Origin of the sequence: Sutcliffiella deserti (assembly GCF_020037475.1) — a bacterium.
GTDB classification, from domain to species: Bacteria; Bacillota; Bacilli; order Bacillales; family Bacillaceae_I; genus Sutcliffiella_A; species Sutcliffiella_A deserti.
This window is the reverse complement of the sequence record NZ_JAIQDB010000001.1, coordinates 924,344-947,927: the sequence shown is the minus strand read 5'-3', so window position 1 is coordinate 947,927 and position 23,584 is coordinate 924,344. Positions and strand designations below refer to the sequence as shown.

Annotated in this window: 26 protein-coding genes; 16 read left to right on the top strand and 10 right to left on the bottom strand. The window is 37.5% G+C overall.

The annotated features are described in order from the left end of the window. Positions 1 to 71: 71 nt before the first annotated feature. From K9B36_RS04595 to K9B36_RS04585, 3 genes are all read left to right on the top strand, one after another. Positions 72 to 1,289, top strand: coding sequence for an MFS transporter (locus K9B36_RS04595; RefSeq protein ID WP_223700808.1), 1,218 nt, complete (start codon positions 72 to 74; stop codon positions 1,287 to 1,289). 105 nt (positions 1,290 to 1,394) lie between these two features. After that, positions 1,395 to 2,339 carry a 3'-5' exoribonuclease YhaM gene (gene yhaM, locus K9B36_RS04590; protein ID WP_223700807.1) on the top strand — a complete coding sequence of 315 codons (945 nt, stop codon included), beginning with the start codon at positions 1,395 to 1,397 and terminating at the stop codon, positions 2,337 to 2,339. A 112-nt stretch (positions 2,340 to 2,451) separates the two neighbouring features. Then, complete coding sequence (locus K9B36_RS04585; RefSeq protein ID WP_223700806.1) at positions 2,452 to 2,640, top strand: sporulation YhaL family protein; 189 nt, start codon at positions 2,452 to 2,454, stop codon at positions 2,638 to 2,640. A 348-nt stretch (positions 2,641 to 2,988) separates the two neighbouring features. On the opposite strand, the gene K9B36_RS04580 is transcribed toward K9B36_RS04585, so the two are convergent. Then, entirely contained in the window at positions 2,989 to 3,873 is an 885-nt protein-coding gene (locus tag K9B36_RS04580) for a peptidylprolyl isomerase (RefSeq protein ID WP_223700805.1), read from the bottom strand. Between the two features lie 314 nt (positions 3,874 to 4,187). Between K9B36_RS04580 and K9B36_RS04575 the strand changes: the two genes are divergently transcribed. Both K9B36_RS04575 and K9B36_RS04570 read left to right on the top strand, forming a co-directional pair. After that, a complete protein-coding gene (locus K9B36_RS04575; protein WP_223701000.1) occupies positions 4,188 to 4,274 on the top strand; it encodes a YjcZ family sporulation protein in 87 nt (28 codons plus the stop codon). A 151-nt stretch (positions 4,275 to 4,425) separates the two neighbouring features. Continuing rightward, entirely contained in the window at positions 4,426 to 4,515 is a 90-nt protein-coding gene (locus K9B36_RS04570) for a YjcZ family sporulation protein (protein ID WP_223700804.1), read from the top strand. Between the two features lie 139 nt (positions 4,516 to 4,654). On the opposite strand, the gene K9B36_RS04565 is transcribed toward K9B36_RS04570, so the two are convergent. Both K9B36_RS04565 and K9B36_RS04560 read right to left on the bottom strand, forming a co-directional pair. Next, positions 4,655 to 4,840: a hypothetical protein gene (locus K9B36_RS04565; protein ID WP_078381556.1), complete on the bottom strand. Its 186-nt coding sequence runs from the start codon at positions 4,838 to 4,840 to the stop codon at positions 4,655 to 4,657. 287 nt (positions 4,841 to 5,127) lie between these two features. Next, on the bottom strand, positions 5,128 to 5,682 hold the full coding sequence (locus K9B36_RS04560) for a DUF3267 domain-containing protein (protein ID WP_223700803.1): 555 nt from the start codon (positions 5,680 to 5,682) through the stop codon (positions 5,128 to 5,130). 170 nt (positions 5,683 to 5,852) lie between these two features. On the opposite strand from K9B36_RS04560, the gene K9B36_RS04555 reads away from it, so the two are divergent. Beyond that, a complete protein-coding gene (locus tag K9B36_RS04555; protein ID WP_223700802.1) occupies positions 5,853 to 6,191 on the top strand; it encodes a DUF1878 family protein in 339 nt (112 codons plus the stop codon). On the opposite strand, the gene K9B36_RS04550 is transcribed toward K9B36_RS04555, so the two are convergent. Together K9B36_RS04550 and K9B36_RS04545 are read right to left on the bottom strand one after the other, a co-directional pair. Then, positions 6,178 to 6,777: an HTH-type transcriptional regulator Hpr gene (locus K9B36_RS04550; RefSeq protein ID WP_223700801.1), complete on the bottom strand. Its 600-nt coding sequence runs from the start codon at positions 6,775 to 6,777 to the stop codon at positions 6,178 to 6,180. The two genes, K9B36_RS04555 and K9B36_RS04550, sit on opposite strands and share 14 nt — an antisense overlap. Positions 6,778 to 6,873: 96 nt before the next feature. Continuing rightward, on the bottom strand, positions 6,874 to 7,236 hold the full coding sequence (locus K9B36_RS04545) for a YtxH domain-containing protein (protein ID WP_223700800.1): 363 nt from the start codon (positions 7,234 to 7,236) through the stop codon (positions 6,874 to 6,876). A gap of 1,027 nt (positions 7,237 to 8,263) precedes the next feature. Between K9B36_RS04545 and K9B36_RS04540 the strand changes: the two genes are divergently transcribed. Continuing rightward, the gene (locus K9B36_RS04540) at positions 8,264 to 8,455 is read left to right on the top strand and encodes a hypothetical protein (protein ID WP_223700799.1); all 192 of its coding nucleotides are present in this window, start codon (positions 8,264 to 8,266) and stop codon (positions 8,453 to 8,455) included. A gap of 48 nt (positions 8,456 to 8,503) precedes the next feature. Here K9B36_RS04540 and K9B36_RS04535 read toward each other — a convergent pair whose 3' ends face one another. After that, the gene (locus K9B36_RS04535) at positions 8,504 to 9,034 is read right to left on the bottom strand and encodes a tryptophan transporter (RefSeq protein WP_223700798.1); all 531 of its coding nucleotides are present in this window, start codon (positions 9,032 to 9,034) and stop codon (positions 8,504 to 8,506) included. A 119-nt stretch (positions 9,035 to 9,153) separates the two neighbouring features. Next, complete coding sequence (gene serC, locus K9B36_RS04530; RefSeq protein ID WP_223700797.1) at positions 9,154 to 10,236, bottom strand: 3-phosphoserine/phosphohydroxythreonine transaminase; 1,083 nt, start codon at positions 10,234 to 10,236, stop codon at positions 9,154 to 9,156. Positions 10,237 to 10,343: 107 nt separating this feature from the next. On the opposite strand from serC, the gene K9B36_RS04525 reads away from it, so the two are divergent. After that, positions 10,344 to 11,222: a hypothetical protein gene (locus K9B36_RS04525; RefSeq protein WP_223700796.1), complete on the top strand. Its 879-nt coding sequence runs from the start codon at positions 10,344 to 10,346 to the stop codon at positions 11,220 to 11,222. A gap of 124 nt (positions 11,223 to 11,346) precedes the next feature. Here K9B36_RS04525 and K9B36_RS04520 read toward each other — a convergent pair whose 3' ends face one another. Continuing rightward, the gene (locus tag K9B36_RS04520) at positions 11,347 to 11,769 is read right to left on the bottom strand and encodes an HIT family protein (RefSeq protein WP_223700795.1); all 423 of its coding nucleotides are present in this window, start codon (positions 11,767 to 11,769) and stop codon (positions 11,347 to 11,349) included. 760 nt (positions 11,770 to 12,529) lie between these two features. Here K9B36_RS04520 and K9B36_RS04515 point away from each other — a divergent pair. The 3 genes from K9B36_RS04515 to K9B36_RS04505 all read left to right on the top strand — a co-directional run bounded on the left by K9B36_RS04515 (position 12,530) and on the right by K9B36_RS04505 (position 15,348). After that, positions 12,530 to 13,270 (top strand): ABC transporter ATP-binding protein, encoded by a 741-nt coding sequence (locus K9B36_RS04515; RefSeq protein WP_223700999.1) that lies wholly within the window; start codon positions 12,530 to 12,532, stop codon positions 13,268 to 13,270. Then, a complete protein-coding gene (locus tag K9B36_RS04510; RefSeq protein WP_223700794.1) occupies positions 13,263 to 14,477 on the top strand; it encodes an ABC transporter permease in 1,215 nt (404 codons plus the stop codon). The genes K9B36_RS04515 and K9B36_RS04510 overlap by 8 nt, the downstream gene beginning before the upstream one ends. Before the next feature lie 151 nt (positions 14,478 to 14,628). Then, positions 14,629 to 15,348 carry an EcsC family protein gene (locus tag K9B36_RS04505; protein ID WP_223700793.1) on the top strand — a complete coding sequence of 240 codons (720 nt, stop codon included), beginning with the start codon at positions 14,629 to 14,631 and terminating at the stop codon, positions 15,346 to 15,348. A 105-nt stretch (positions 15,349 to 15,453) separates the two neighbouring features. Here the strand turns inward: K9B36_RS04505 and K9B36_RS04500 are convergent, their stop codons facing one another. After that, positions 15,454 to 16,623, bottom strand: coding sequence for a M20 family metallopeptidase (locus K9B36_RS04500; RefSeq protein ID WP_223700792.1), 1,170 nt, complete (start codon positions 16,621 to 16,623; stop codon positions 15,454 to 15,456). A 125-nt stretch (positions 16,624 to 16,748) separates the two neighbouring features. On the opposite strand from K9B36_RS04500, the gene K9B36_RS04495 reads away from it, so the two are divergent. The 4 genes from K9B36_RS04495 (at position 16,749) to K9B36_RS04480 (ending at position 20,223) form a co-directional block, all read left to right on the top strand. After that, complete coding sequence (locus K9B36_RS04495; RefSeq protein WP_223700791.1) at positions 16,749 to 17,423, top strand: phosphatase PAP2 family protein; 675 nt, start codon at positions 16,749 to 16,751, stop codon at positions 17,421 to 17,423. A gap of 285 nt (positions 17,424 to 17,708) precedes the next feature. Then, positions 17,709 to 18,518, top strand: a complete 810-nt coding sequence (gene liaF, locus K9B36_RS04490; RefSeq protein WP_223700790.1) for a cell wall-active antibiotics response protein LiaF — start codon at positions 17,709 to 17,711, stop codon at positions 18,516 to 18,518. After that, a complete protein-coding gene (locus tag K9B36_RS04485) occupies positions 18,505 to 19,569 on the top strand; it encodes a sensor histidine kinase (RefSeq protein WP_223700789.1) in 1,065 nt (354 codons plus the stop codon). The genes liaF and K9B36_RS04485 overlap by 14 nt, the downstream gene beginning before the upstream one ends. Next, a complete protein-coding gene (locus K9B36_RS04480; RefSeq protein WP_223700788.1) occupies positions 19,570 to 20,223 on the top strand; it encodes a response regulator transcription factor in 654 nt (217 codons plus the stop codon). It abuts the gene before it with no gap. 57 nt (positions 20,224 to 20,280) lie between these two features. On the opposite strand, the gene K9B36_RS04475 is transcribed toward K9B36_RS04480, so the two are convergent. Then, complete coding sequence (locus tag K9B36_RS04475) at positions 20,281 to 20,808, bottom strand: antibiotic biosynthesis monooxygenase family protein (RefSeq protein WP_223700787.1); 528 nt, start codon at positions 20,806 to 20,808, stop codon at positions 20,281 to 20,283. A gap of 341 nt (positions 20,809 to 21,149) precedes the next feature. Here K9B36_RS04475 and K9B36_RS04470 point away from each other — a divergent pair, with 341 nt between their 5' ends. Then, a complete protein-coding gene (locus K9B36_RS04470; protein WP_223700998.1) occupies positions 21,150 to 23,231 on the top strand; it encodes a transglycosylase domain-containing protein in 2,082 nt (693 codons plus the stop codon). The last annotated feature ends 353 nt before the right edge of the window (positions 23,232 to 23,584 follow it).

Sequence of the window (23,584 nt, the reverse complement as noted above, 5' to 3'; positions counted from 1 at the left end):
TGATTGCTCTAGTGAGACGACAAATGCTATGATTATCTAGATAAATCAAGGTTCGGTGAAAGGAAAATGTAATGAAAGAAAGACTAATGTCTAACCCAAAAACCCCATTAATACTTTTAAGTTTTAATCTATTTATTATCATGGTTGGTATTGGTTTGGTTATACCAATCCTTCCATTTTATATTGATCTCTTTGGTGCAGATGCCCGCACATTGGGGTTACTTGTTGCTGTTTTTGCATTTATGCAATTTTTATTTGCTCCTATATGGGGCAGATTGTCAGATAAGATCGGTAGAAAGCCTTTAATAACGATAGGGCTTTTTGGATTTGCAATTGCAGAGTTTATTTTTGCCTTTGCTAATGGATTATGGATGTTGTTTTTGTCACGAATCCTTGCAGGTATTTTTGGTTCTGCATTAATGCCAACTGCCATGGCTTATGTATCCGATGTGACTACTTCTGAAAAGCGCGGCCAAGGAATGGGAGTGTTAGGGGCTGCCATGGGTCTTGGAATTGTAGTTGGTCCTGGAATTGGAGGATGGCTTGGAGAGTATAATTTAGCAGTACCCTTTATTGTTGCTGGGGTCGCTGCTACTTTGGCCGGGATTGTTTCTATAATAGTTCTGCCAGAGTCCTATCCAAAGGAAAAACGAGAAGAGGATGCTTTATCAGAAACCGGAGAGAAGCGAGATAATCAATTTGTTCTCATGGGGAAAGCTTTAAAAAGTCCAGTTGGCTTTTTATTAGTATTAGTGTTTATCATGAGCTTTGGTTTAGCTAATTTCCAATCTATCTTTGGTTACTACTCTATGCAGCGCTACGAGTACGATCCTAGCGAAGTAGGGACTATTATTCTATTGGTAGGGGTAGTTGGCACTATCGTACAGGGAGTCCTTGTAGGAAGACTTACAAAACGTTATGGAGAAGAGCGAGTAGTGACAGGGGCTTTGCTGATTAGTGCAATAGGATTTATCCTCATGACCCTTGCTACAAATTTTATACTTGTGCTCTTAACTACAAGTATTTTCTTTTTAGGAAACTCTTTATTACGACCATCGTTAAACTCCTTTATTTCTAAACTTGCTGGCAAAAAACAAGGTATGGTGATGGGGCTGAATAATTCCTTTCTAAGCTTAGGAAATGTGGCTGGCCCCATCCTTGCAGGGATATTCTTTGAAATAAATATCCACATACCATATCTGTTTGGTTCATGTGTTATGTTATTTGGATTAATCATTACGAAAATATGGCTGGCGAAAAAAAGAGGGACCGTTCATGCAACTTCTTAGACCTTGTTTTATAACTTGCCGGTTGCTCTGATTATTCTGAAGTAGTATGTACTGTGCTATACTAACTAAATAAAATGTATCGATTTTAGATTGGGGGAAATGTTTATGAAGAAGGGAATTCTCCACTTTGAGGTAGGCGAACAAGTGGATGTTCATTTATTAATAAAAAACGCAACAAAGGGAATTGCAAGTAATGGTAAGCCTTTTATGACATTGATTTTCCAAGATAAAAGTGGAGAAATAGAAGCAAAGCTTTGGGATGCTTCCTCTAATGACGAAGAACTTTATAGTCCTCAAAGTATTGTGCGTGTGCAAGGAGATATCCACCACTATCGTGGACGTAATCAGTTAAAAATACGCAAAATCAAACCAAAGGAAGATCATGAAACGGTTACAGTCTCAGATCTTATAGAAACGGCTCCGCTTGGTCAAGACCAAATGATGGAGAAAATTACGCAGGCCATCTTTGAGATGAATAATCCTAACATTCAACGGGTAACACGCCATCTTTTAAAGAAGCATCAACAGGATTTCTTACAATACCCTGCAGCTACTAAAAACCATCATGAATTTGTATCAGGCTTAGCCTATCACGTTGTGTGTATGCTTGAATTGGCTAAATCAATCAGCTCTTTATATCCTACACTTGATAAAGATTTACTCTATGCTGGTGTGATTCTGCATGACTTAGGAAAAGTAACGGAACTCTCTGGGCCTGTTTCTACCAGTTATACAGTGGAAGGCAATCTTATCGGTCACATTTCCATTATGGTTAGTGAAATCAGTAAAGCAGCAGAAGAGTTGGGGATTGAAGGGGAAGAAGTCATGGTCCTTCAGCATCTGGTACTAAGTCATCATGGTAAGCCAGAGTGGGGCAGCCCTAAAATGCCGCTAATTAAAGAAGCAGAAGTTCTTCATTACATTGATAATATTGATGCAAAAATGAATATGCTTGATCGAGCCCTTGAACATGTCAAACCAGGAGAATACACAGAGAGAATTTTTGCAATGGACAATCGAAACTTTTATAAACCTACTTTTCATAAGTAGAACTAAGTACGATTTCACAAAAGGCCTCACTAAAAGGTAATAGGTTCTCTCTTTCTTTCATATAAATGTACTAGCTAGGATACTTGTGCTAGTTTTGAAGGGAGGAAAGAGAATGCCTTGGTGGATGTTACTTGTGGTAATTGCAATCTGTTTTAGTGCATATATGACGTTAAGGACTGCAAAAGAGGACAAGGAAATAGAGTCTGCAATCATCGAAAAAGAAGGACAAGTCTATATGGATCGAATCCAAGACGAGCGTGAAAGAAAGCAACATGTTTTTTCTAATAGTTCTAACGCATAAAAAAGCAGGAGCACCGTGGCTCCTGCTTTTTTACTTTAGGCTCTCTTTTAAAGAAGAGTGTTGATAATAGTGCTTCCCTAGCAATGATTGGAGAAAAAGGCAGAGACTCGAAATCCTGAAAACGGGAGGCTCAAGCACTGGCCCGCGGAAAGCGTAGTCTTTTGCGGAAATCAACAACAGAGTATAGGACAGCCTTACTTAAAAATAGCTGTCGTGCTCTATTCCTGTTAAATTTAGAAATTACTCTTAATTTTGAGTGAACATGGCAGTGAAAAATGTAAATGCCGTTTTTTTCGTACTTATAGCAACAATCTTTAAGGAAAAAGCCTAACAGAATAAAGTTTATTACTACTCTTCATCTGTTGTAGTTGTGTCTTCCTCTTTGTTAAACGTATTTTTAAGCTTAGAATCTTTTACATCCACATTGGCCTTTTCCAACTCTGCTTGTACCGCTGCGTCCACTGATTCTTGTCCTAGTTTTGATTGAAGAAGTTCTGCTTCAACATCTTCGCGAATTTCCTCTAACGGTTGTTTGTCTTCTTTGTCTGTTACTTTAATAATATGGAAGCCATACATACTTTCAACAGGGTCGCTTATTTGATCAATTTCCAAGTTGTAAGCTGCCTCTTCAAATTCAGGAAGCATCTTACCAGCACCAAACCAATCTAGGTCCCCACCATTCTCAGCAGAGGCGGTATCTACTGAATATTCCTTTGCAATCTCAGAAAAATCCCCACCAGCTTCAAGCTTTTCTTTTACTTCTCTTGCTGTTTCCTCATCCTCCACAAGGATATGACTAGCCCTGATTTGAGGTTTCATATTGTCATAATAATCTTGAATCTCTTCTTCTGAGACTTCAAGATTTGCCATTGCAGCTTTTTCTTGAAGCATGGAGATGCGTAAAGTTTGTTTAAGCTGTTCTTCGTTTTTGAAGCCACTTTGCGTGAGTGCCATTTCAAACTGTGGCCCGAGCTCCTGTTTTAATTCATTTAACCGTTCATCGAGCTCTTCACTAGTCACTTCATATGTATCACCAAGAACTTTAGCATACACCAGTTCCCGCAGTACTTCTTCGCCAAAGCGCTCTTTCATCGCGTCATATAATTCCTCTTGAGTGATATTTCCAGCAGAAGTTTCTGCTATTACCTCAGAATTGTCTTCCTCTTCGTTATTACATGCGGAAAGAGCCAGAATTGTTGTTGTCACAGTTAAAGCTATCATCCATTTTTTCATTATAAACACTCCCATATATAGTAAACATTCAAATTATACTATAGCATATTCCCTTAAATTAATGAAAATATTATTCAGCCCCTAAAAGAAGCACTCGATGGAAGCAAACCTCCACTTTTATCTTTTTTCCTAGGCAAGAGTCCAATCGGATTTTCCTTACTTACGTAGTATATAGAGAATCATGAAGATAATAGCTTAAGCAACAGTCCCAGGAATTTAGATAAAAAAAGCCTTAGAGGCAGGTTAAACGCCTAGGCCTTTTAAGAAACTGTTGCATAAGATATCGTAACAACTCAAGAAGGAGGTGTTACTTGATGGGTACTCCATATGCAGGCGGCTTCGCGTTAATTGTAGTATTGTTTATCTTATTGGTAATCGTAGGTGCAGCTTGGTTATACTAAACGCATTTTAAAGCGCAACAGTAGCCTATACCAAGTGAAGCTAAATGGGAGTTAACACCCCGATTGGTTCAACTAACTATGAGTGAGGATATAGTTCAACACTCAGGTAAGTTTCATTCTAAACCCAATAAAACAAAAGGAGGAAACAAAGATGTCAGGTGGATATGCAGGCGGAGGTTTCGCGTTAATCGTAGTATTGTTTATTTTGTTAGTAATCGTAGGTGCAGCTTGGTTATACTAAGCTAGCTAGGGAGAGGGGAGAAGAAATTCTCCTTTCTTTTTTTGGGCGGTAATCAGCTAAAAAAAACACTTTATCCATAGACAGGATAAAGTGTTTTTTTATGAACCACTATTTAAAAATTAGAAAGCAATTACAGTAATCATAAAGATTTTAATAGGATATCTACATAAGAAGAAATTAATAGAATAGTAATTAGGACATTGATGGTTCGGAATACTTTTGGTTGACGCTCCTCCGGTATTTCCTTTTGAACACATAATGCATTGGTTAACTTGTTTATGTAGAAGAGTATAAATACAGCCACCACAATAAATAAGATAGCCATAAGATCCCTCCTTTTGGCTTCTATTATGAGAGGATAGGCAAAAGTAAGGAAAAAAGCATGAATTGTTATGTCAGCCTGAATCATCTGTCCAATTGTCATCTAAGAAAATTGGTCCTTGAATATGTGCTTTCATCTATATCTTGCTCTTTGTCTTATTCTTTTGTATCCGCATTATAAATATAACCTTACCAAAGTTTTAAGAAAAAAGATACCTCGGAGGCTTAGATTTTTTTTACAAATTAAGGTTAATGGAAAATTTTGAATAAAAAAAAGCAACCTACTTTTAACTAGGATGCTATTTCATTCTTGTTAGTTAGCAAAATATCAAAACCATGATCTAACTCTTCGACCTGACATGCACTTGGTGCGGATTGGATATGTCTTATATAAAGAAAATCCGTAAAGCATAATCCAATGTTAAGAGCAGCTAACATGGAAAAGTAATGATAGTAGCTTGGAAATATGGAAGTCAGGAATATCAAGGAAACTGTTATAATTAAAAAAGGTGCCAAGAATACTAAGTAGGATTCATTTTTTGAAAAAGACTGTTTGGTTTTAATAGCAATATAGGGCATAAAGCCTTTAAGTTTCCATCGGAATTTCACTTGTTTTTTTGTGGCAAGTAACGGTAATGCATGACAAAGCTTATGCAAGGTGAACATGCTTGCTAACGCTAGGCAAAACCAGCCAAAATATCTTGAGGATACGATTATTTCAGCATAAATTAAACTATAGGACAAATAGAACAAAATGAAAGAAAGTAATGTGAGTATAAGCGAAATAAGCGTTAAGCGATTGGTTCCATATTGTTTTGTTATGTTAATGGATTTCCAACAATTCATAATGATTCACCTTCCGATACTGCAAGTTCGAATTACTAAACTAATGTACGCCTTTTTATATTAAAAATCAATAGGAGTTTTGGATTTATTTTTTTTACTTCTATCTATATATTGGTAAGCAGTGAAATATAGGGTAGAATAATAGAAAAAGAGGATGAAGGAAGTCGAATATGGCCGATTTAGAGAAAAGAATGGAGAAACTTGAGTTTCAGATGGAGTTATTATTAAAACAAATAAAGGTAGATCAGTTTCCATTTGACGCGTTGGTGATTAAGGGGAACTTGAGCAGGGAAGATGTAACAAATATTATGAATTTATGTGAAGACTTGACCATAGAAATGGAAAAGCAAAAAGCGGAGGGATTTGTAACTTTCACTCCGCTTCTTGCTATGTTTGAAAAAAGATTACATCCCCATATGCCTTTAGAGGATACAATTTTGGCATTAAAAAAACAAGGGATATACCAATCGCTTATGTGTGCATTTTTAAAGTTGCTTATAAAGAAGTAAGACTTTCATTTTTAGCAGAAGATGCATCTTCTTTTTTGTAAAGCTTCCCATCTACTTCTACAAAGTCTTCTTCTATATTGTTAAAGGAACGCTCAAAGATTTTCATAAAATCATCCCCATAAATATTGCGGATGACACACATTACATCCAGTAGCTCAGGGAATTTTCCATACAAGTCATGCATAGGTAGTGCTCCACTAAAGACCGAATTGCTACTAGGATCATAGCTTTCCATTAAATCTAATAAGATTTTTTCACCTTTATCCGTTAATTCAATATAGGTATTACGTTTATCGTTCTCTTTTTTGGAAAACCGTAATAGTTCACGTTCTTCCAACTTCTTTGAGAAGTTAAAGGCTGTTGAGACATGCATTACTCCAAATTTAGCAATCTCTGAAATACTTGCTCCCTTTAAATGATACGAGATCCAAAGGATATGATGCTCATTAATATTCAAATCATACGGTTTAATCCACTGTTGCCAGTCTTTTTCAATCGTTTTCCAAAGAGCTTTACTTAGCTGCGCGACACGTTGACTAAATAGCATTGCTTCCTTTAATGAATATTCCCCGTGCTGTGTGCTCACAGACTCACCTACTTTTTTCTAATATATTACTATCTATTATGACAAGAAAGTAAAAATTAATAAAGGTCTAAATATACAAAAAATTAAAAATTTATATTATTCTCCGTTTTTATTTAAGTTTTTTTCCAATTTTTCTACTTCTTTTTCTACAAGAGCAATATTATCCTGGATATTTTCCTGGTGTGGCCGGATAGAGTCCTGCCAAATTTCAAGCGATGTTTTAAGGTCTTTTGAAACGTTTGGAATAACGGTTTTGCTCTCCTCGACTACGTTTGATACGTTACTTTTGATCTGCATTGCCTCGCTTTTTAGTTCGGTAAAAGTTAGTTTTGCTTGCTCTTTAGTTGTTCTTACTTTTGACCGCATGCTTTCTCCTGAAGAGGGGGTAGTAAGTAGTGTAGAGACTCCTGCGATAACGCTTCCAACAACTATTCCACTTATTAATGATTTTCCATTCATCTTGATCACCTCGTAATAAAATTATGTAAGTATAGTTCAATACCCTTAAGATTATTATATAATTCAACATTTATAGAAAAATTCCTTTATTTTAGTCTTTCCTTGTTTGGAAAAATTTATTTTAGTGGTGCCTGCATTGGACATAGATTGGTTAGTTGTGAAACTCCCTGTTGCTTTCCGTTTCAGGAGCTCGCTTTCCGCGGTGCGGTGCGGGAGCCTCCTCGGCGATGCCTGCGGGGTCTCCCGTCAACCGCGGCCGGACGCCGGAGTCGAACTCCTGCCACTCGAATACACAGGGGGCAACACTTTAAATATTTGGGCCTTTTCTTATTTGAATATATTGCGACATCTTTAAATACTGTCTTGATAATAGGTAGGTTAGTTCTGAAACCTGTTTCTTTCCGTTCTAGGTGATCGCTTTCCGCGGGGCGGTGCGGGAGCCTCCTCGGCTGCGCCTGTGGGGTCTCCCGTCTACAAGCGGCCGGACGCCGGAGTCGATCACCTGCCACTCCAATCCACAGGGGAAATCACTTTATATGAGATGTCCTTCTCTACTATGTTTATAGTAGGATGTCTTCTTATGAAGATTCCTTGAATATTAAGGTTTCCCCACACTTTTACCTATGGATTTCTGTTTCAAATAAGCAACATACGATTCTAAGAATCCTAGCTGTGAAACGGAACGAAAGGCGGAGACTCCTGCGGGAGATAGCGGTTAGGGAAGACCCCGCAGGCGTAAGCCGAGGAGGCTTCCCAAGCGCCCCGCGGACGCGAAGCCTTTCGTGGAGAGCAACAGCGGTGTTTAATGAACCCTAAATATAAAAGTGCTTATTCGATGGCCTACGCTCCATTTCAACAGAATTCTTCGTAGATTACTCTAATTAAAAGCTTGAGTTATAAATCCTTTAAATTAGAAAACTTTTAATAATAAAAAAGAGAAGTAATTGTACAAGAATCTAATTGAAGAAAAGACATGTTATAAGAAAGCGAGAAAAAGCATAGATATGTAGAAAGGGGGCGGTGATAGATGGTAGGAATTACATTTGGTTTATTTACCATAAGCATCTTGCTAATCTTTGGTGGAGTAAACTATTATCTTAGCTCTCAAAGAGGAGGAGTTTATCCACCCAGAAAAGTGTTGCAACAAAAAGCTTTCGTAATTTTCGGTGCAGGTGTTGGAACACTTTTATTAGCGATTATTGCTTTATGGATTACATAGATAGAATAGAAGAGGGGATGGATCCCTAAGGACCATCCCCTCTTTAAGTTAGGCAGAAGCTGCTATTTTTATATTGGATCTCTTTGCAATAGTTGTAACAATAGGGTAGAGAATAACCATTAGTGCCGTATTTAATGCTACAGTTGGCAAGACTATTGTCATAAAGAAAAAGGAAAATGTTCCTCCAGCAGGTAATCCGACAAGAAATAATGCGGAACCTAAGAAGATTCCTCCCGATATGGCTGTGCCAAGTGCAGTCAATATTCCTGCTTTTAGTAAACTCTTATTCAGCTTCTTTAATGCAAGTAGCATGAAAAAGAATAAAAAGGCTGAAATAGGCTTGTCAATGATATTTGGCAGCTGTCCTCCAGGAAACCCTGTTGTTAGGGCAGAGATAAAACCTGTGGCAAGTCCTAATAACAAGACGTTTTTCTTTTCTGGAAATAAAATAATTCCTAAGAACATCATGGTTAATGCAATATCTGGTTTCATTCCTAGGATGACTCCTGGAACTATTGTGTGAAGTACTGCACCAATTCCCACCATTAAAGCTAGTGTTACTAAAGTTTTCGTATTCATTTCTCATCTCTCCTCGGCTCTTCTACTTTTTTATAATCCCATTAGTACACTCTTTGTCTAATGCAGATTATTCTCATTATTATACATAAGTTTACTTACTTTGAGAAGTATTTTGTTTATTATATAGAATCTGTTCGGAATTTCTCCATGAATGAGGCAAGTTCCTCACAATCTGCTAGTGATACTGCGTTATAGATGGAAGCTCTGCACCCGCCAATCAAACGATGTCCAGCAAGCCCGACAAATCCTTTCTCGTCTGCTTGTTTCAGAAAGGAAAGAGTTAATTTTTCGGTGGGTAAAGTAAAGACAACATTCATTTTGGAGCGGCTGTTAGTTTGTGAAGGACCATTGTAAAAACCATGGCTGGAGTCAATAGTATGGTATAGCCTGTTTGCTTTTTCTGTGTTTCTTTTTTCAATTTCCTTGATGCCACCTTGATTTTCTACCCACTCCAAAACAAGGGAGAGCATATAGATAGAATAGGTAGGCGGTGTGTTATACAGCGATTTATTGGTTGCGTATGTCTGGTAGTTGAGCATCGTTGGGAGAGGCTCAGGGCACGTATCCAGTAAATCTTTTTTAATGATTACCACTGTTACTCCCGACGGACCAAGATTTTTTTGGGCACCCGCATAAATTAGTGAGAACTTCTCTAGCTCTATTTGTTTACTAAGAATATCACTCGACATATCTGCTATTAAAGGGACTGATTGTGGCAAAGTGGGAAAGGACTGCCACTGTGTACCAAAGATGGTGTTATTACTGGTTAGATGAACATAAGCAGGTTTATCAGAGAGCGTTAAGTTTTCTGGGATGAAAGTGTAGTTGTTTATTTTCGAAGAAGAGGCAATATGGGTTCTACCAACTCTTGATGCTTCTTTTAAAGCTTTCTCAGACCAGGATCCGGTCAGGCAATAGTTTGCTATTTTGTCCCCTGTTAAAAAGTTAGATGGGATGGTAGTGAATTGAAGACTAGCTCCACCTTGCATGAATAAAATTTCGTAGTCCTCAGGTATTCGCATTAATGCTCTTAAAAGCTGCATGGCTTTTTCTTGGATAGCTTCGTAATGTTTACTGCGATGGCTAAGCTCCATTACAGACAATCCGGTTCCACGGTAATTTAAAAATTCATGCTGAGCTTTTTCTAACACTTCTTTTGGTAGTGCAGCTGGACCAGCATTAAAATTATACACCTTTTTCATAACTTTCCCCCTATAAAGCTTTCTAAAAAAATGATAATATTTATCCTAACATGAAATGTGCTGCTATACATAAAATATTTTGACAATTAAAAAGGAGGTGGGTTGGGGTGTATCGGGACAATAAACCTTTTGATTTAAGTCCATACGACCAACCAAATATTTACCCTGGACCAAGACCAAATTCATCTTTTCTATTTTGGAAAGGAAAAGCGCACAGAATGAGTGGCTTGAAAGGATTGCCATTGGAACAGCAAAGTATTTATCTTTCCAATACCGACCATATACTGGGTAGTCTTGCCTTTAATAGCTTTGAGGAAAGGAAGGTAGAAGATTTTCTTGGGGGAAGTTCGATAAAAGAAAAAATTCCTGTTGTTGCTTACGGTTCCAATGTTTGCCTGGCTCAGCTTCGTTATAAGTTTAGCCTGCGTCCTTCTGATAGTGACTTTATGCTTTGCGTAAAAGGGGAAATAACTGATTCAGATATTGTCTACTCTTCTTTTTTAGCGCCTTATGGTTCATTACCGGCTGTAATAGCTCCAATGAAAGGGGCAAAAACAGAAGTATGGATTACATTTATGGATGAAGATCAATTAAAGTTAATTAATGCTACAGAAAAAGATTATGAGCTTCGAGAACATACAGGTAAAAAATTAGTCTTAAATACAGGGGAAGTTTTTGACAAGGTTTATGCTTATTATGTACCGAAAGCTTTGCTATGGGAAGGCGAAATGGTCCGCTTTAAGGATATACCAAGTACAAGTACACTACAGGAAAAATGGCATATTGACATGTTAGATGATCTGAAAAAGAAAGTGGATTTTTTAGGAACAAGAGAAGAATTTATTCATTTATTGCGATGGAACTTTTCCTACAGAGAGTTTATTGAAAAGTTTTTAAGGGAGCATACATATGAATTTGAGCATCCAGATTGGTTACCTGTTGAGAAAATATCTACAATCGGAGAAATGAGTCGGTCATTTGGTTAGATAGGTGAGCAGGAAATCTCTACAATCAATAAAAGGGTTTCTCAGCGCCTAGGCTATATTCGCCTACTAATAAGAGCAACTAGAGAAACCCGTTATTGAAAATATATTCAAAAGCTTCGATATGTTATTTTATCCCTTTGGCAATTTGAGTAGAAAGCTCTTTTAGAGTTTCAGGAGTATAATCGCTTTGATTGGACTTCCAGACTGCTCCAAATCCGTCACCTTTTCCATAGCGTGGAAGGATATGAATGTGATAATGGAAAACCGATTGCCCTGCTGCTTCTCCATTGTTGTTGAGTAGATTTAAGCCAATCGGTTGAAATTGCTCCTTAATAGCGTTTGCTATTTTTGGTACTACCTTGAATACATTAGCTGCCATCTCTGGTGGGAGGTCGTAGATGTTTTCTTTATGTACTTTCGGAATGACAAGTGTATGTCCTTTTGTAACTTGACTAATGTCTAAAAAAGCAAAAACATGTTCATCTTCATATACCTTTGCTGCGGGAATATCCCCATTAATAATTTTGCAAAAAATACAATCATCCATCTGAATCACCTCTATGTTTTTTATTTATATTACCATGTTTTGAACAAGGAACATAATAGTGTATTACTTGGTGGGGAAATAAAAAAGCAGAAGCTAATAAACAGCTTCTGCTTTATAGAAAGGGAAGGGGAGCCACAAGCTTCTCTATCCTAATAAGGAGAAGCCTTTAAACAGCATTTTTAGCTTACAAATAAATTGTGTTTGATAAACACCTCATCATCTGAATTTTAAAAATGTGTCTAGTTATCAGCTTTCCTGTTCAAAACAACCATCCCCTTGTTACTTAGTTATCGCAACTTTAGCAACGTGGTTTTCGACTGAATCGTCTTTGACGAACACCTCATTTTCAAAATGAATTACTCACGGATATACTACTTTACTAATAAAGAGTCGCCCGTAAACACCTCATTCCGGTCATCAGCAGGAGTTCTGTTCATGATGATCGAGTTGTTGTAGCCGGTTAAGTCCCACAACGACGAGAGAAATGAAATCTAACTTTCAGCACAATAAGCATTAACTGTCTTGGACAGCCACCCTCATTCTCAAAAAGCTGATTTTATAACTTGTTTCTTGCTCCCCGTTCCCCTTCCTTCCTTATCATGCGCACTTACGCTAAAATTATGTTATGGTAAATTTTATATTTAGAAAAAACTTTAAAAAATATTTTTTTTAGGGGCCAGACCCCGGCAGGATTTTTGCTGTTTATGTAGTACGTGTTATTAGAGTAGGATTTGATTTGGGAGGTTGTGTGATGGTGAATATGAATTTGTTGGAGATTAGTGAGTTGACTGGTGGGTATACCAATCAGGCTGTTTTGAAGGATGTTTCTTTTTCTGTGAGACCTAATGAGCTTGTAGGGCTGATTGGGTTAAATGGAGCTGGGAAAAGTACGACAATCAAGCATGTGATTGGGACGATGGAGCCGAAAAAAGGATCTATTAAAATAGATGGTATTTCAATCCAGGAGGATACTACTAAATACCGCTCTACCTTTACCTTTATTCCTGAGACACCAATCCTTTATGATGAGTTAACCTTGTATGAGCACCTAGAATTGACTGCTATGGCGTATGGTCTTTCAAAAGAGACGTTTGAAGCAAGATTACACCCATTGCTTAAAGAATTTCGTATGGAAAAGCGTTTAAAGTGGTTTCCTGCTCATTTTTCAAAAGGTATGAAGCAAAAAGTCATGATTCTTGCTGCTTTTTTAATTGAACCTAAGCTTTACATCGTAGATGAACCTTTTGTCGGGTTGGACCCACTTGCGATTCATTCTTTGCTTGAAATAATGGACAAAGCGAAGAAAAATGGTGCAGGAATATTAATGTCCACCCATATATTAGCAACGGCTGAAAAATATTGTGATTCTTTTGTTATATTGCATGAAGGTAAAGTACGGGCAAAAGGGACACTTGAAGAGCTTAGAAAACAATTTAATATGCCTATTGCCTCACTTGATGATCTTTATATTAGGTTAACAAAGGAAGAAAGCGATGTTTAATGTAGATAAGCTGTGGAAGAATAGATTTGATCAATATTTAAAGGATACGCGCAAATATTTACGTTATATGTTCAATGATCACTTAGTTATTGTCATGATCTTCCTACTAAGTGGCCTGGCACTTGCTTACCAAAATTGGCTCGAAGAAGTTCCTAAGGATTTTCCGTATGCATTACTTATGGGTGCGCTGCTTGCATTGCTTTTAACGAGAGGAAGTATACATACCTTTCTTAAGGATCCGGACCTGGTTTTTTTACTGCCCCTCGAGGTAAAGCTGAAGCCTTATATTAAAAAATCCTTTTTATACTCTGTTGTTATTGAAAGCTATATACTATTAATTGTATTCGGAATATCTGTTCCATTATTTCTTACCCTTACAGATGCAACACTGCAAACTGTTTTGGGAATTATTGCTTTGTTAATTGTAATAAAAGCATGGAATTTATGGATGTTCTGGTTACTGAGCCTCTACACGGACTTTAAGACACGTCTAGTGGATTGGTGGATTCGTCTTTTATTGAACTTCGCCCTTCTTTATCTAGTTTTTGTTCGTGCGGATTTTTTATTTGTTCTCTTAATCCTAGCGATTATGGGAGCGTTGCTTATCTATTTCCAGTTAGCCTCAAAGAAGTTAAATTGGAAATGGGAATTTTTAATTGAAAATGAAACAAAAAGAATGCAACTCTTTTACCGTGTGGCTAATTTGTTTGTCGATGTTCCAGGATTAAAGGAAAAGGTGAAAAGAAGAAAATGGTTGGACTTTGTGCTTCCTGCCACCGGTTATCATCAAAATAACTCCTTTCAGTATCTTTATTTAAGGACTTTTCTGCGCTCAGGTGACTATTTTGGTTTATTTTTACGATTATTAGTTATTGGGGGAGTGCTTCTTTTCTTATTACCAGTTGGATACTCGACATATATCGCTCCATTATTGGTTCTTTATTTAACGGCATTTCAACTAGTTCCGATGTGGAGACATCACTATAATAAATTATGGTTATCCATCTATCCTGTTCGTGAGGAAGAAAGAAACAAAGCGTTTCTCAAGATGCTACAAATGATTCTTATTATACAGACACTAATACTAAGTGTAATTGTGGCTTTCGTTGCGTCCTGGAACGAGGTCGCCATTGTGTTAGTGGGGGGCGTTCTATTTTCTATTTTGTATACTAATGGAGTAGTGAAAAAGAAAATATCCTTATTATGATGCTTCTGAGCTCTGAAAGGGAACTTTATCCTAAAGACAAAATGCAACACGTAGACGACATCCGGTTGTTTGCGTGTTTTGCTATGTTATATTTGAAACAAATCACAGTGAAATCCGTATACATAATAATGATATAGGGAGGTGTTTTCTTTTGGATGATAGAAAGATTTTGGAAGAAGTAACAAAATGGAAGCTCCAGTTGACAAAAAGGTCCAGTATGTTTCAACGGTTTTCGAAAGGCGCTCAAAACAAAGTAAATAATATGATCCCAGAAAAAGTGCATACGATTATGAGAGAAAGTATTAAAAAGATGGTACAGGCAACTTTGGTGGGAAGTAATATTACAACAAAAAAAAGAGAAGATATTTCCCTTTTGTCACTAGATGAGAAAGAAAAGTTATTGATGGATAAAATAGATAAATATAAAAGAACAGCTGCAGTGGAGGGAGCAGGGACTGGTGCAGGCGGGATATTTTTAGGTCTTGCAGATTTTCCGCTGCTGCTTTCTATCAAAATGAAGTTTCTATTTGAAGCAGCTACCATTTATGGATATAATGTAAAAAATTATGAAGAACGTATCTTTATTCTCTATATTTTCCAGCTAGCCTTTTCAGGGGATGAGCATCGAAGGGCGGTACTCGAAACCCTTGAAAACTGGGAACTGCATAAAGAAGAGGTCAAAGAATTAGATTGGCAGGTCTTTCAACAAGAATATCGGGATTATATTGATCTAATCAAAATGCTACAGATGATACCTGGGTTAGGGGCCATAGTAGGCGCATATGCCAATTATAATTTCCTGGACCATCTCGGAAAAACGGCGATGAATTGTTATCGAATGCGCTATCTTAAGGAAAAAAACCTACTTTAAAATTTTTAGTGGATCTCGCCATTTGTTAACATGGCAAACAACTACAAGTTTACAGAACCAAACTTAATAGGCACGGACCTCTAATGAAGTCCAGTGCCTATTTTTCTAATTGTAAAGAACTGTTGCTGCTCCAAGTGTTTTAGCAGCGATTAATAACGCATCCTCATTTATATCAAACTTCGGGTGGTGGTGAGGGTAGGAAACCTCCACGCCAGCAGGCTGTGCACCAGTAAAGAAGAAAGAACCTTTAACATGACGCAAGTAGTATGAAAAATCTTCCCCGCCCATATGAGGTTCTGTTTCTTCGACGGTTTGAACCTCTGCAACACGCGCAGCTATTTCTGCTATATATTCCGTTTCCTCTTTATGATTTACTACCGCAGGATATCCCCGATGAAAGTCATATTGGTAGGTTGAGCCATTTAGTCCACAAGTAGCTGCGGCAACTAAATCAATTTCTGCTTCAATCTGGTCTCGCACTTGATCATTAAAGGTCCGAACAGTTCCTTCAATTTTTGCTGAGTCTGCTATTACATTAAAGGCATTCTCTGCTACAAAAGTACCCACTGAAATAACTGCAGGGTCAATAGGATTAACTCTTCTGCTAACAATCTGCTGCAAATTTACCACTAGCTGGGAAGCCGTCAAAATTGCGTCTTTTGTTGTATGAGGCTGTGCTCCATGACCACCTGAACCTTGAATTTTCACAGTAAAACGATCTGCTGCTGCCATGACTGGTCCAACACGGGTTTGAATAGTGCCTACTGGGACACCAGCCCATAGATGGGTTCCAAAGATAACATCCACCCCTTCTAAACACCCATCCTCAATCATTGATATGGCACCACCAGGGGCATACTCTTCTGCATGCTGATGAATAAGTACTACTGTCCCTTTTAGTTCAGCTTTTAACTCATTCAGACATTTAGCAAGCACAAGTAACGTAGCGGTATGACCGTCATGGCCACATGCGTGCATCACACCAGGAACTTTTGATTTATATTCCACATCTTTTTCATCCTCAATAGGTAAGGCATCAAAATCTGCTCGTAGTGCTACTGTTTTACCAGGCAACCCTCCAACAATATGTGCAACTAGACCATTACCTCCAACATTCGTTCTAACAGGTATCTTTAAGTTTTTATAATAATTTGCTATATATGTTGCCGTTTGAATTTCTTGAAAAGATAACTCAGGATATTGGTGAAGATATCTTCTAATCTCCGTCATTTCTGCAGAATGTTTTTCTAATAAGTCATTTAGTTTCGATAGCATCTTTGATCCCCTCTCTAATAAAAAGCAGTTAGAAAGTATTTTATATTAGTCTGTGAAAAAAGAATAGTCATAACATTCAAAAATCCTGTATGATGGAAAGGTAAATAGCTGTTGGGGGAGATAGAATGCAGGCAGAACAAGCATATAAACTAAAGGTTAAATCGAATTACACAGTATGGAGAAGAGTTTTTTTATTTATCATTTGTGGATTGTTTTTCTTTTGGTCTTTTCAACAAATAATCGCACAAAATACAATCACGTTTGATTCGGCTATTCGTGAGACCATTAATGGATGGGAAATCAGTTTGGTAGTAGATTTCTTTTATCTTTTTACTGTTTTGGGAGATAAGGCAGGGGTAATTACCATTATGATTCTGGCAATTCTGGTAATCTGGTGGAAAACAAAGGATTATGTTGCAATGGGTGTCCTTGTTAGTGGAGTAATTGTCGTAAATGAACTTAATAAATGGTTAAAGGACTTTACCGGGAGAGAGCGTCCCATGACCGGTCCAGGGGCGGAAAGCCTAAGCTTTCCAAGTGGCCATGCTATGGTAGGTTTATTCTTTTATGGTCTTCTTCTTTATTTACTGCTACTTTACACAAAAGCAAGAGGCCGCCGGCTGCTTATTCTCGTTTCAGGCATAACTTTTATTTTATTACTTGGAAGTAGCAGGATATTCTTGAATTATCATTATCCTTCTGATGTTTTTGCGGGCTATGCTGCAGGGTATATTTGCCTGTTGTTTGGCGTGCTGGCCTATGAAGGGCTGCAATATTTTCTGACGAAAAAATCAGCGTAGCCACAAGGGCGCTGGTTTTGTTATCTAAGCACAGTTAAGCAACCGGTTTAAGAATAATCTCCATTCATAGGGAAGCAACTGGAAAGAAAAGACCTAAGTAGTTAAACCGGTAAGATGTAAGCTGAAGCCGCTGGTATTCTGACAATGATAATCTGGGCATTCCGTCTAAAGGCGGATATACATACAAACTGCAGGTTGGTTTCATTTCGACTAATTCATCGTACACTGGCACTAGTATAGAAAACTTTTGTTACCTACCACTAGTCTAGCTTATGTAAAGGAGGGATGAAAAGAATTGTTATGAAAACTTTCAATCAGAAGTTAATTGCTCTTATATTTGTTTTCATAGGGGTCTTGTTATTATTGATTAATTTAGGTGTCATTTCCTTGGAAATAAAAGAGTATTTTGTCACATATTATCCCGTGCTTATTGTCCTATATGGATTTAAATTACTTATTGAAACAGTGATTTACCGAAGACATGCACTCTTTTTTAGTTTTCTCTTTCTTAGTTTGGGAGGTTTGTTGCTTTTAGATCGTCTAAATGTTTTGCAGTTTGAAATCCATATGATATGGAAGTTGTGGCCAATAATATTTATCTATTTTGGTTTAAAACTTTTCATTCGGAAGCGTCCGGTAACAGTAACAGTGTCTAGAGGAGATGTTGATTTTAATTTGTTCTCGGATAAAGAGGAAGAAGATTTTGAAGATAACAAAGAAGACTTCACAAAGGAAAAAGTAATCACAATAGGCGAATTGAAAATGAATAAGCCAAACTGGTCCGTAGAACCTTTATCACTAAAAACTGTAGTAGGGGATTATTATTTTGATTTTTCAAAGGCTTATATCCCTGACAAAGAAACTAAAATACAAATCACCGGAATGGTAGCAGATTTAAAAATGCTAGTACCAGAAGACCTTCCGGTTCGTATTGATTCAGCGATAAAAATGGGGAAGCTCAGAGTTTTTGATGAAATGTCGCAAGGGAAAAGCTGTAGAATCTTATATGAATCACCAAATTATATTGAATCGACGCGTAAATTGAATATTGTTATAGCTTTAAAAATAGGGGATGTAAGAATTGATCGAATCTAAACAGGAAAATAAGATTAATAGCTTGCGGTTTTGGTTAATTCGTTCATTTATAACCGTTTCAATGGTTTCCTCTGCTTTATTCTTTATCTTTCTTCAATTATTGGTATTATTCTTTCCTAATGGAAAGATCAATGTCCAAGTAACAATAGGGATGACGGTTATAGGCCTTCTGATTTCCATTGCAACAAGTGTATACATTGGGTATCGACATAGTAGTTATTTGAAAAAAAGAGTGGAGGATATTTCTACCTTTATTGCTACTTTAGGTAGGGGGAAATTATCAGAAAGAATGGCTGTCGTTGAAAAAGATGAACTAGGAAGGCTGACAGAGGATATTAATCAACTTGCAAATAAGATCCAAAACCAAGTTCGTTCATTACAGAAGTTAGCTGAGGAGAAAAACCAGTTAGCACTAAGAGCACATAATGCAGCAACAATTGAAGAAAGACAAAGGTTAGCAAGGGAATTACACGATTCTGTTAGTCAGCAGCTATTTGCTGTAAGCATCATGTCTTCGGCAACAATCCGTATGTTTGACTTGTATCCGGAAGAAGCAAAAAAACAGATGAATGATATTGCGATGATAGCAGCCCAAGCACAGGGGGAAATGAGGGCTTTACTATTACATCTTCGCCCAGTGTCGTTAACAAATGACACCTTGTGCGTCGGTATTCATAAACTATTGGAAGAGTTGGAGGAAAGAACCCCGATCAATTTTCAACATAGCATAAATGAAATAATTTCACTTTCCAATGCCACAGAGGATCATCTATTCCGCATTATTCAAGAAGCCCTATCCAATATTTTAAGGCATGCCGATGCATCAGTTGTCAAAATAGATATGCATCAAAAAGATGATAAGTATGTATACATATTTATTAGTGATAACGGTAAAGGATTTGAAGTGAATCAGCACAAGCAGTCATCCTACGGAATCTCTAATATGCGTGAGCGTTGTGAAGAAATAGGTGGTCAATTTACAGTACGCTCTAAAACTGGCGAAGGAACTCATATTGAAATTTATATTCCGATAAGGGAGGAGGAAAAGTAGATGGATAAGATAAGAGTGGTAGTAGTTGATGATCATGAAATGGTTCGTAAAGGGCTTTTGGCTTATTTGATTACAGAGCCGGGTCTTGAAGTAGTAGGTGAAGGTGCTAGTGGAAAAGCAGCGATAGAAATTGCACGCAAAGAGAGGCCGGATGTAATTTTAATGGATTTACTTATGGAAGATGGAACAGGAATTGATGCAACACGGGAAATTATTAAATTTCATCCATCCTGTAAAATTATTATCATAACAAGCTATTATGATGATGAGCAAGTTTTTCCTGCTATAGAAGCAGGGGCCTATAGCTATCTTTTAAAAACCGCAAGAGCGGAAGATATTATACAAGCTATTGAAAAAGCGATACGTAATGAGCCTGTAATTGAACCGAAAGTTGCTAACAAGATGATGAATCGTTTTCGAAGTCAAGTAAAGCTGCCTCATAATGACTTAACGGAGCGGGAATTGGAAGTGCTGATGTGTCTAGGTGATGGATTAACCAATCAAGAAATTGGGGATGAGCTTTTTATTGGTGTGAAAACTGTGAAAACTCATGTTAGTAATATATTAAGTAAACTAGCAGTAGCAGATCGGACCCAGGCAGCCATTTATGCCAATAGGCATGGAATCCTTAAAGAGAAAAATAACGAGAAGTAGAAATAGAAGGACCGCGTTGAAGATGCGGTCCTTCTTTAGATTTTAAATTCCACGGCATTAGTTATGGGTGGTATCATCTTCTGGTGTTGGTGCATGATAACTGGTTACAAATGAAGGCCTTGGAAAGACTGATTCCTTTTGGTCTACACCTTCTGAAGTTCCACGTTTTTCGTGGGCTTTACTATAGGCTTGCGATTCCTGCCATTTAGTAAAATTGCTCTCTTCTTCCCAAAGCGTAAGAATTACATAGGTGTCTGAATCGATTGGGCGCAATACTCTGATTGCTACAAACCCTTCTTCCTCTTCTATAAGTCTTGCTCTCTGACTAAATCGATATTCAAATACAGGTCGTCCTTCCTGTGTTACGGGAATATTATTTAAAACCGCATATTTACCAGTTGAAAAGTCTCCTGAGGCATCTAGTACTTCAAATTTCTTTCCGGAATTAAAACTGGATTGTTCTGTTGTTTCATGCATTAGAACGGCGTTATCCTCTCCTTGCATCAATAATAGCTCACCTACATTAATACCTTCTTTTAAGTCTTCTAAAAAACCAGCTGTTCCAAAAGTCATATAAAAATTCATTTTTCACTTCTCCTTATGTTTAATATCCTAGTTCTTATAACAAAATAAGGGGAATGCAAGAAAGATTCTCCAGAATACGATAGAATAATATCTGGCACCTTATTTTGACCTAGGTTTTCTTAAGCGGTAGTTACTATAAGTCTTATTATAGAGAAAGTGCATAGATTTGTCGCTTATTGAGTACAAAACTATCTATTTTTTCATATAATTCCGCTTTTTCAGAGGAGGTAAACAACATGGAAAGAATTACGAGAAAAAATCAGTGGAAGAAGAAACTAAAGGACATACAGAATTTTGTTCCAAAGAAATATTTACTTGTTCCTATCATTTTATTATGTTTTATGATTGTTGGCTTGTTTGGTTATATCCTAATAATATTTGCAGGAAATTATGTGATAGATGATAAGAAGCTTATTATGGACTCTACGACTACATTAGTAGATGAAAAAGGAATCCCGATAACCAAGCTTTTTTTTGAAGATCGTGAAATTATAACTATTGATGATATTCCAAAGCATGTTCAACAAGCCTTTGTAGCGGTAGAGGATCAACGTTTTTATGAGCATCGCGGAATAGATATTCGTGCAATAGGACGAGCTGTCTATCGTGACGTTATAACAAGAAGTAAGGCAGAGGGGGGCAGCACCATAACCCAGCAACTTGCCAAAAATGTGTTTCTGACTAATGAAAAATCCTGGCTTCGTAAAACAAAAGAAGCGGTTATTGCCATTAATCTTGAAAATCGATATACAAAAAATGAAATATTAGAAATGTATTTAAACCAAATATATTTTGGGCATGGAGCATATGGAGTAGAGGCAGCTTCAGAATTTTATTTTAATAAAAGTGCGAAAGAGTTAACGGTCGAGGAGGGAGCATTATTAGCTGCTTTACCGAAGGCTCCTAACGGATATTCACCGATTAACTTTCCTGATAAAGCAAAAGAACGTAGAGATTTAGTTATAAGCTTGATGCATAACGGAGGTTATATTCAAGCGGAAGAAGCGTTGGCCCTCCAGGGTAAAACACTTGGAGTGAAAGTGAAAGAGAACACAGAAACTCAATCCTATTTAACCTATATTGATATGGTCGTAGAAGAAGCGGAAGCACTATATGGATTAACGAATGAAGAGTTACACAGAGGTGGATACTCCATTACGGTGCCAATGCACCTTGCCGCTCAAGAGACTGCGTTTGAACTTTTTAAGCAGAATGAATATTTTCCAGGTGAACCACCGCTTGTCGAGGGGGCATTTGTACTAATGGATCAACATTCCGGAGGCGTTCTTGCAGTCATTGGGGGGCGTAATTATGTGACACAAGGCATTAATCGGGTTTCGATCAAACGTCAGCCAGGTTCTACCTTTAAACCGCTTGCTGTTTATGCTCCTACAATGGAAGAAGGAGTTTTTGAACCATATAGTTTATTAAAAGATCAGCGCTTATCCTATAATGGTTATGAGCCAAGAAACTATCATCATAAATATTTAGATAATGTCACCATGTATGAAGCTATTCAGGATTCATTAAATGCTCCGGCAGTATGGGCTTTAAATGAATTAGGTATTCAAGAAAGCAAGAGTTATTTAGAAAAAATGAATCTCCCTATCCCTGATAATGGACTAGCTATTGCTCTCGGCGGTCTAAAAGAAGGGGTAACTCCTTTAGAACTAACAAGAGCCTACCGGATTTTTGGGAACGGTGGAAAAATTGTGGAGCCGTATTTTATTATAGAGATAAAAAATAGAAATGGTGAAACAATTGCTAAAGCAAAAGTGGCAGAAAAAACAGTCTTCAGCCCTCAAACTGCATGGTCCATGACAAGAATGCTCCAAGGTGTCGTGGAAGAAGGATCTGCTCAAGCAGGAACGATAAAAGGAGAACTTGCCGGAAAAACAGGGACAACGAATTACCCTGGTGTAGAAGGGGCAATAAAAGATACATGGTTTGTTGGATATACTCCAGAAATTGTAGGAACGGTGTGGATGGGGTACGATAGTACTACGAAGGAACAGTTTTTAACAGGTGGCGGGGCCTATCCAACTAAACTGTTTAAAGATATTCTAAGAGGAGCAGAGTTGGATAGTGCTGCCTTTTCCGTGCCAACAGGTGTTACAGACCTTGAGGAACCAATCGTTTTGGAGAGTGTGGAAGAAATTGAAGCTAAGATGACTTTCCGTCCTTTTGGTTTGTTTACCGCATCGTTAAATTGGTCCATTTCGGAGGATGATCGAATTGTCTACCGTATCTACTCTTTTCATAATGATAAAGCTACTTTAATAGAGGAAGTAACGGGTATGGGGAAATATGAAGTTGAAACGATAAATATTTTTTCAATACCATCCTATTATGTTGTCCCATTTAATCCACAAACCGGCCAAGAAGGAGAACCTTCTAAAATGGTGAAACCAACCTTCCGATAGGGCTGCTTTAGCATTGTGGGGCTTACATCAACAATTTTCAATAAAAGCTCTGTTAAAGTTGTGTGTTGATAATAAGGCTATTCCAGCGATGATTGGAGCAAAAGGCGGAGACTCCAACGGGAAGATAGCCGTAGTTGGAGACCCCGCAGGCGCAGCCGAGGATGCTCTAGCACCGCCCCATGGAACGCGGAGCCTTTTGCGGAAATCAACAGCGGTGTTTAATATAGCCTTAATAAAAGAGCTTTACGAAAAGAACTACTATAAAGATAGGCAGTATTCGTGAAAATCGTCAATTTTATGAACAATACGCGCTATTTCTATACTTTCCTTCTATTAATAGGTATAGTGTAAAA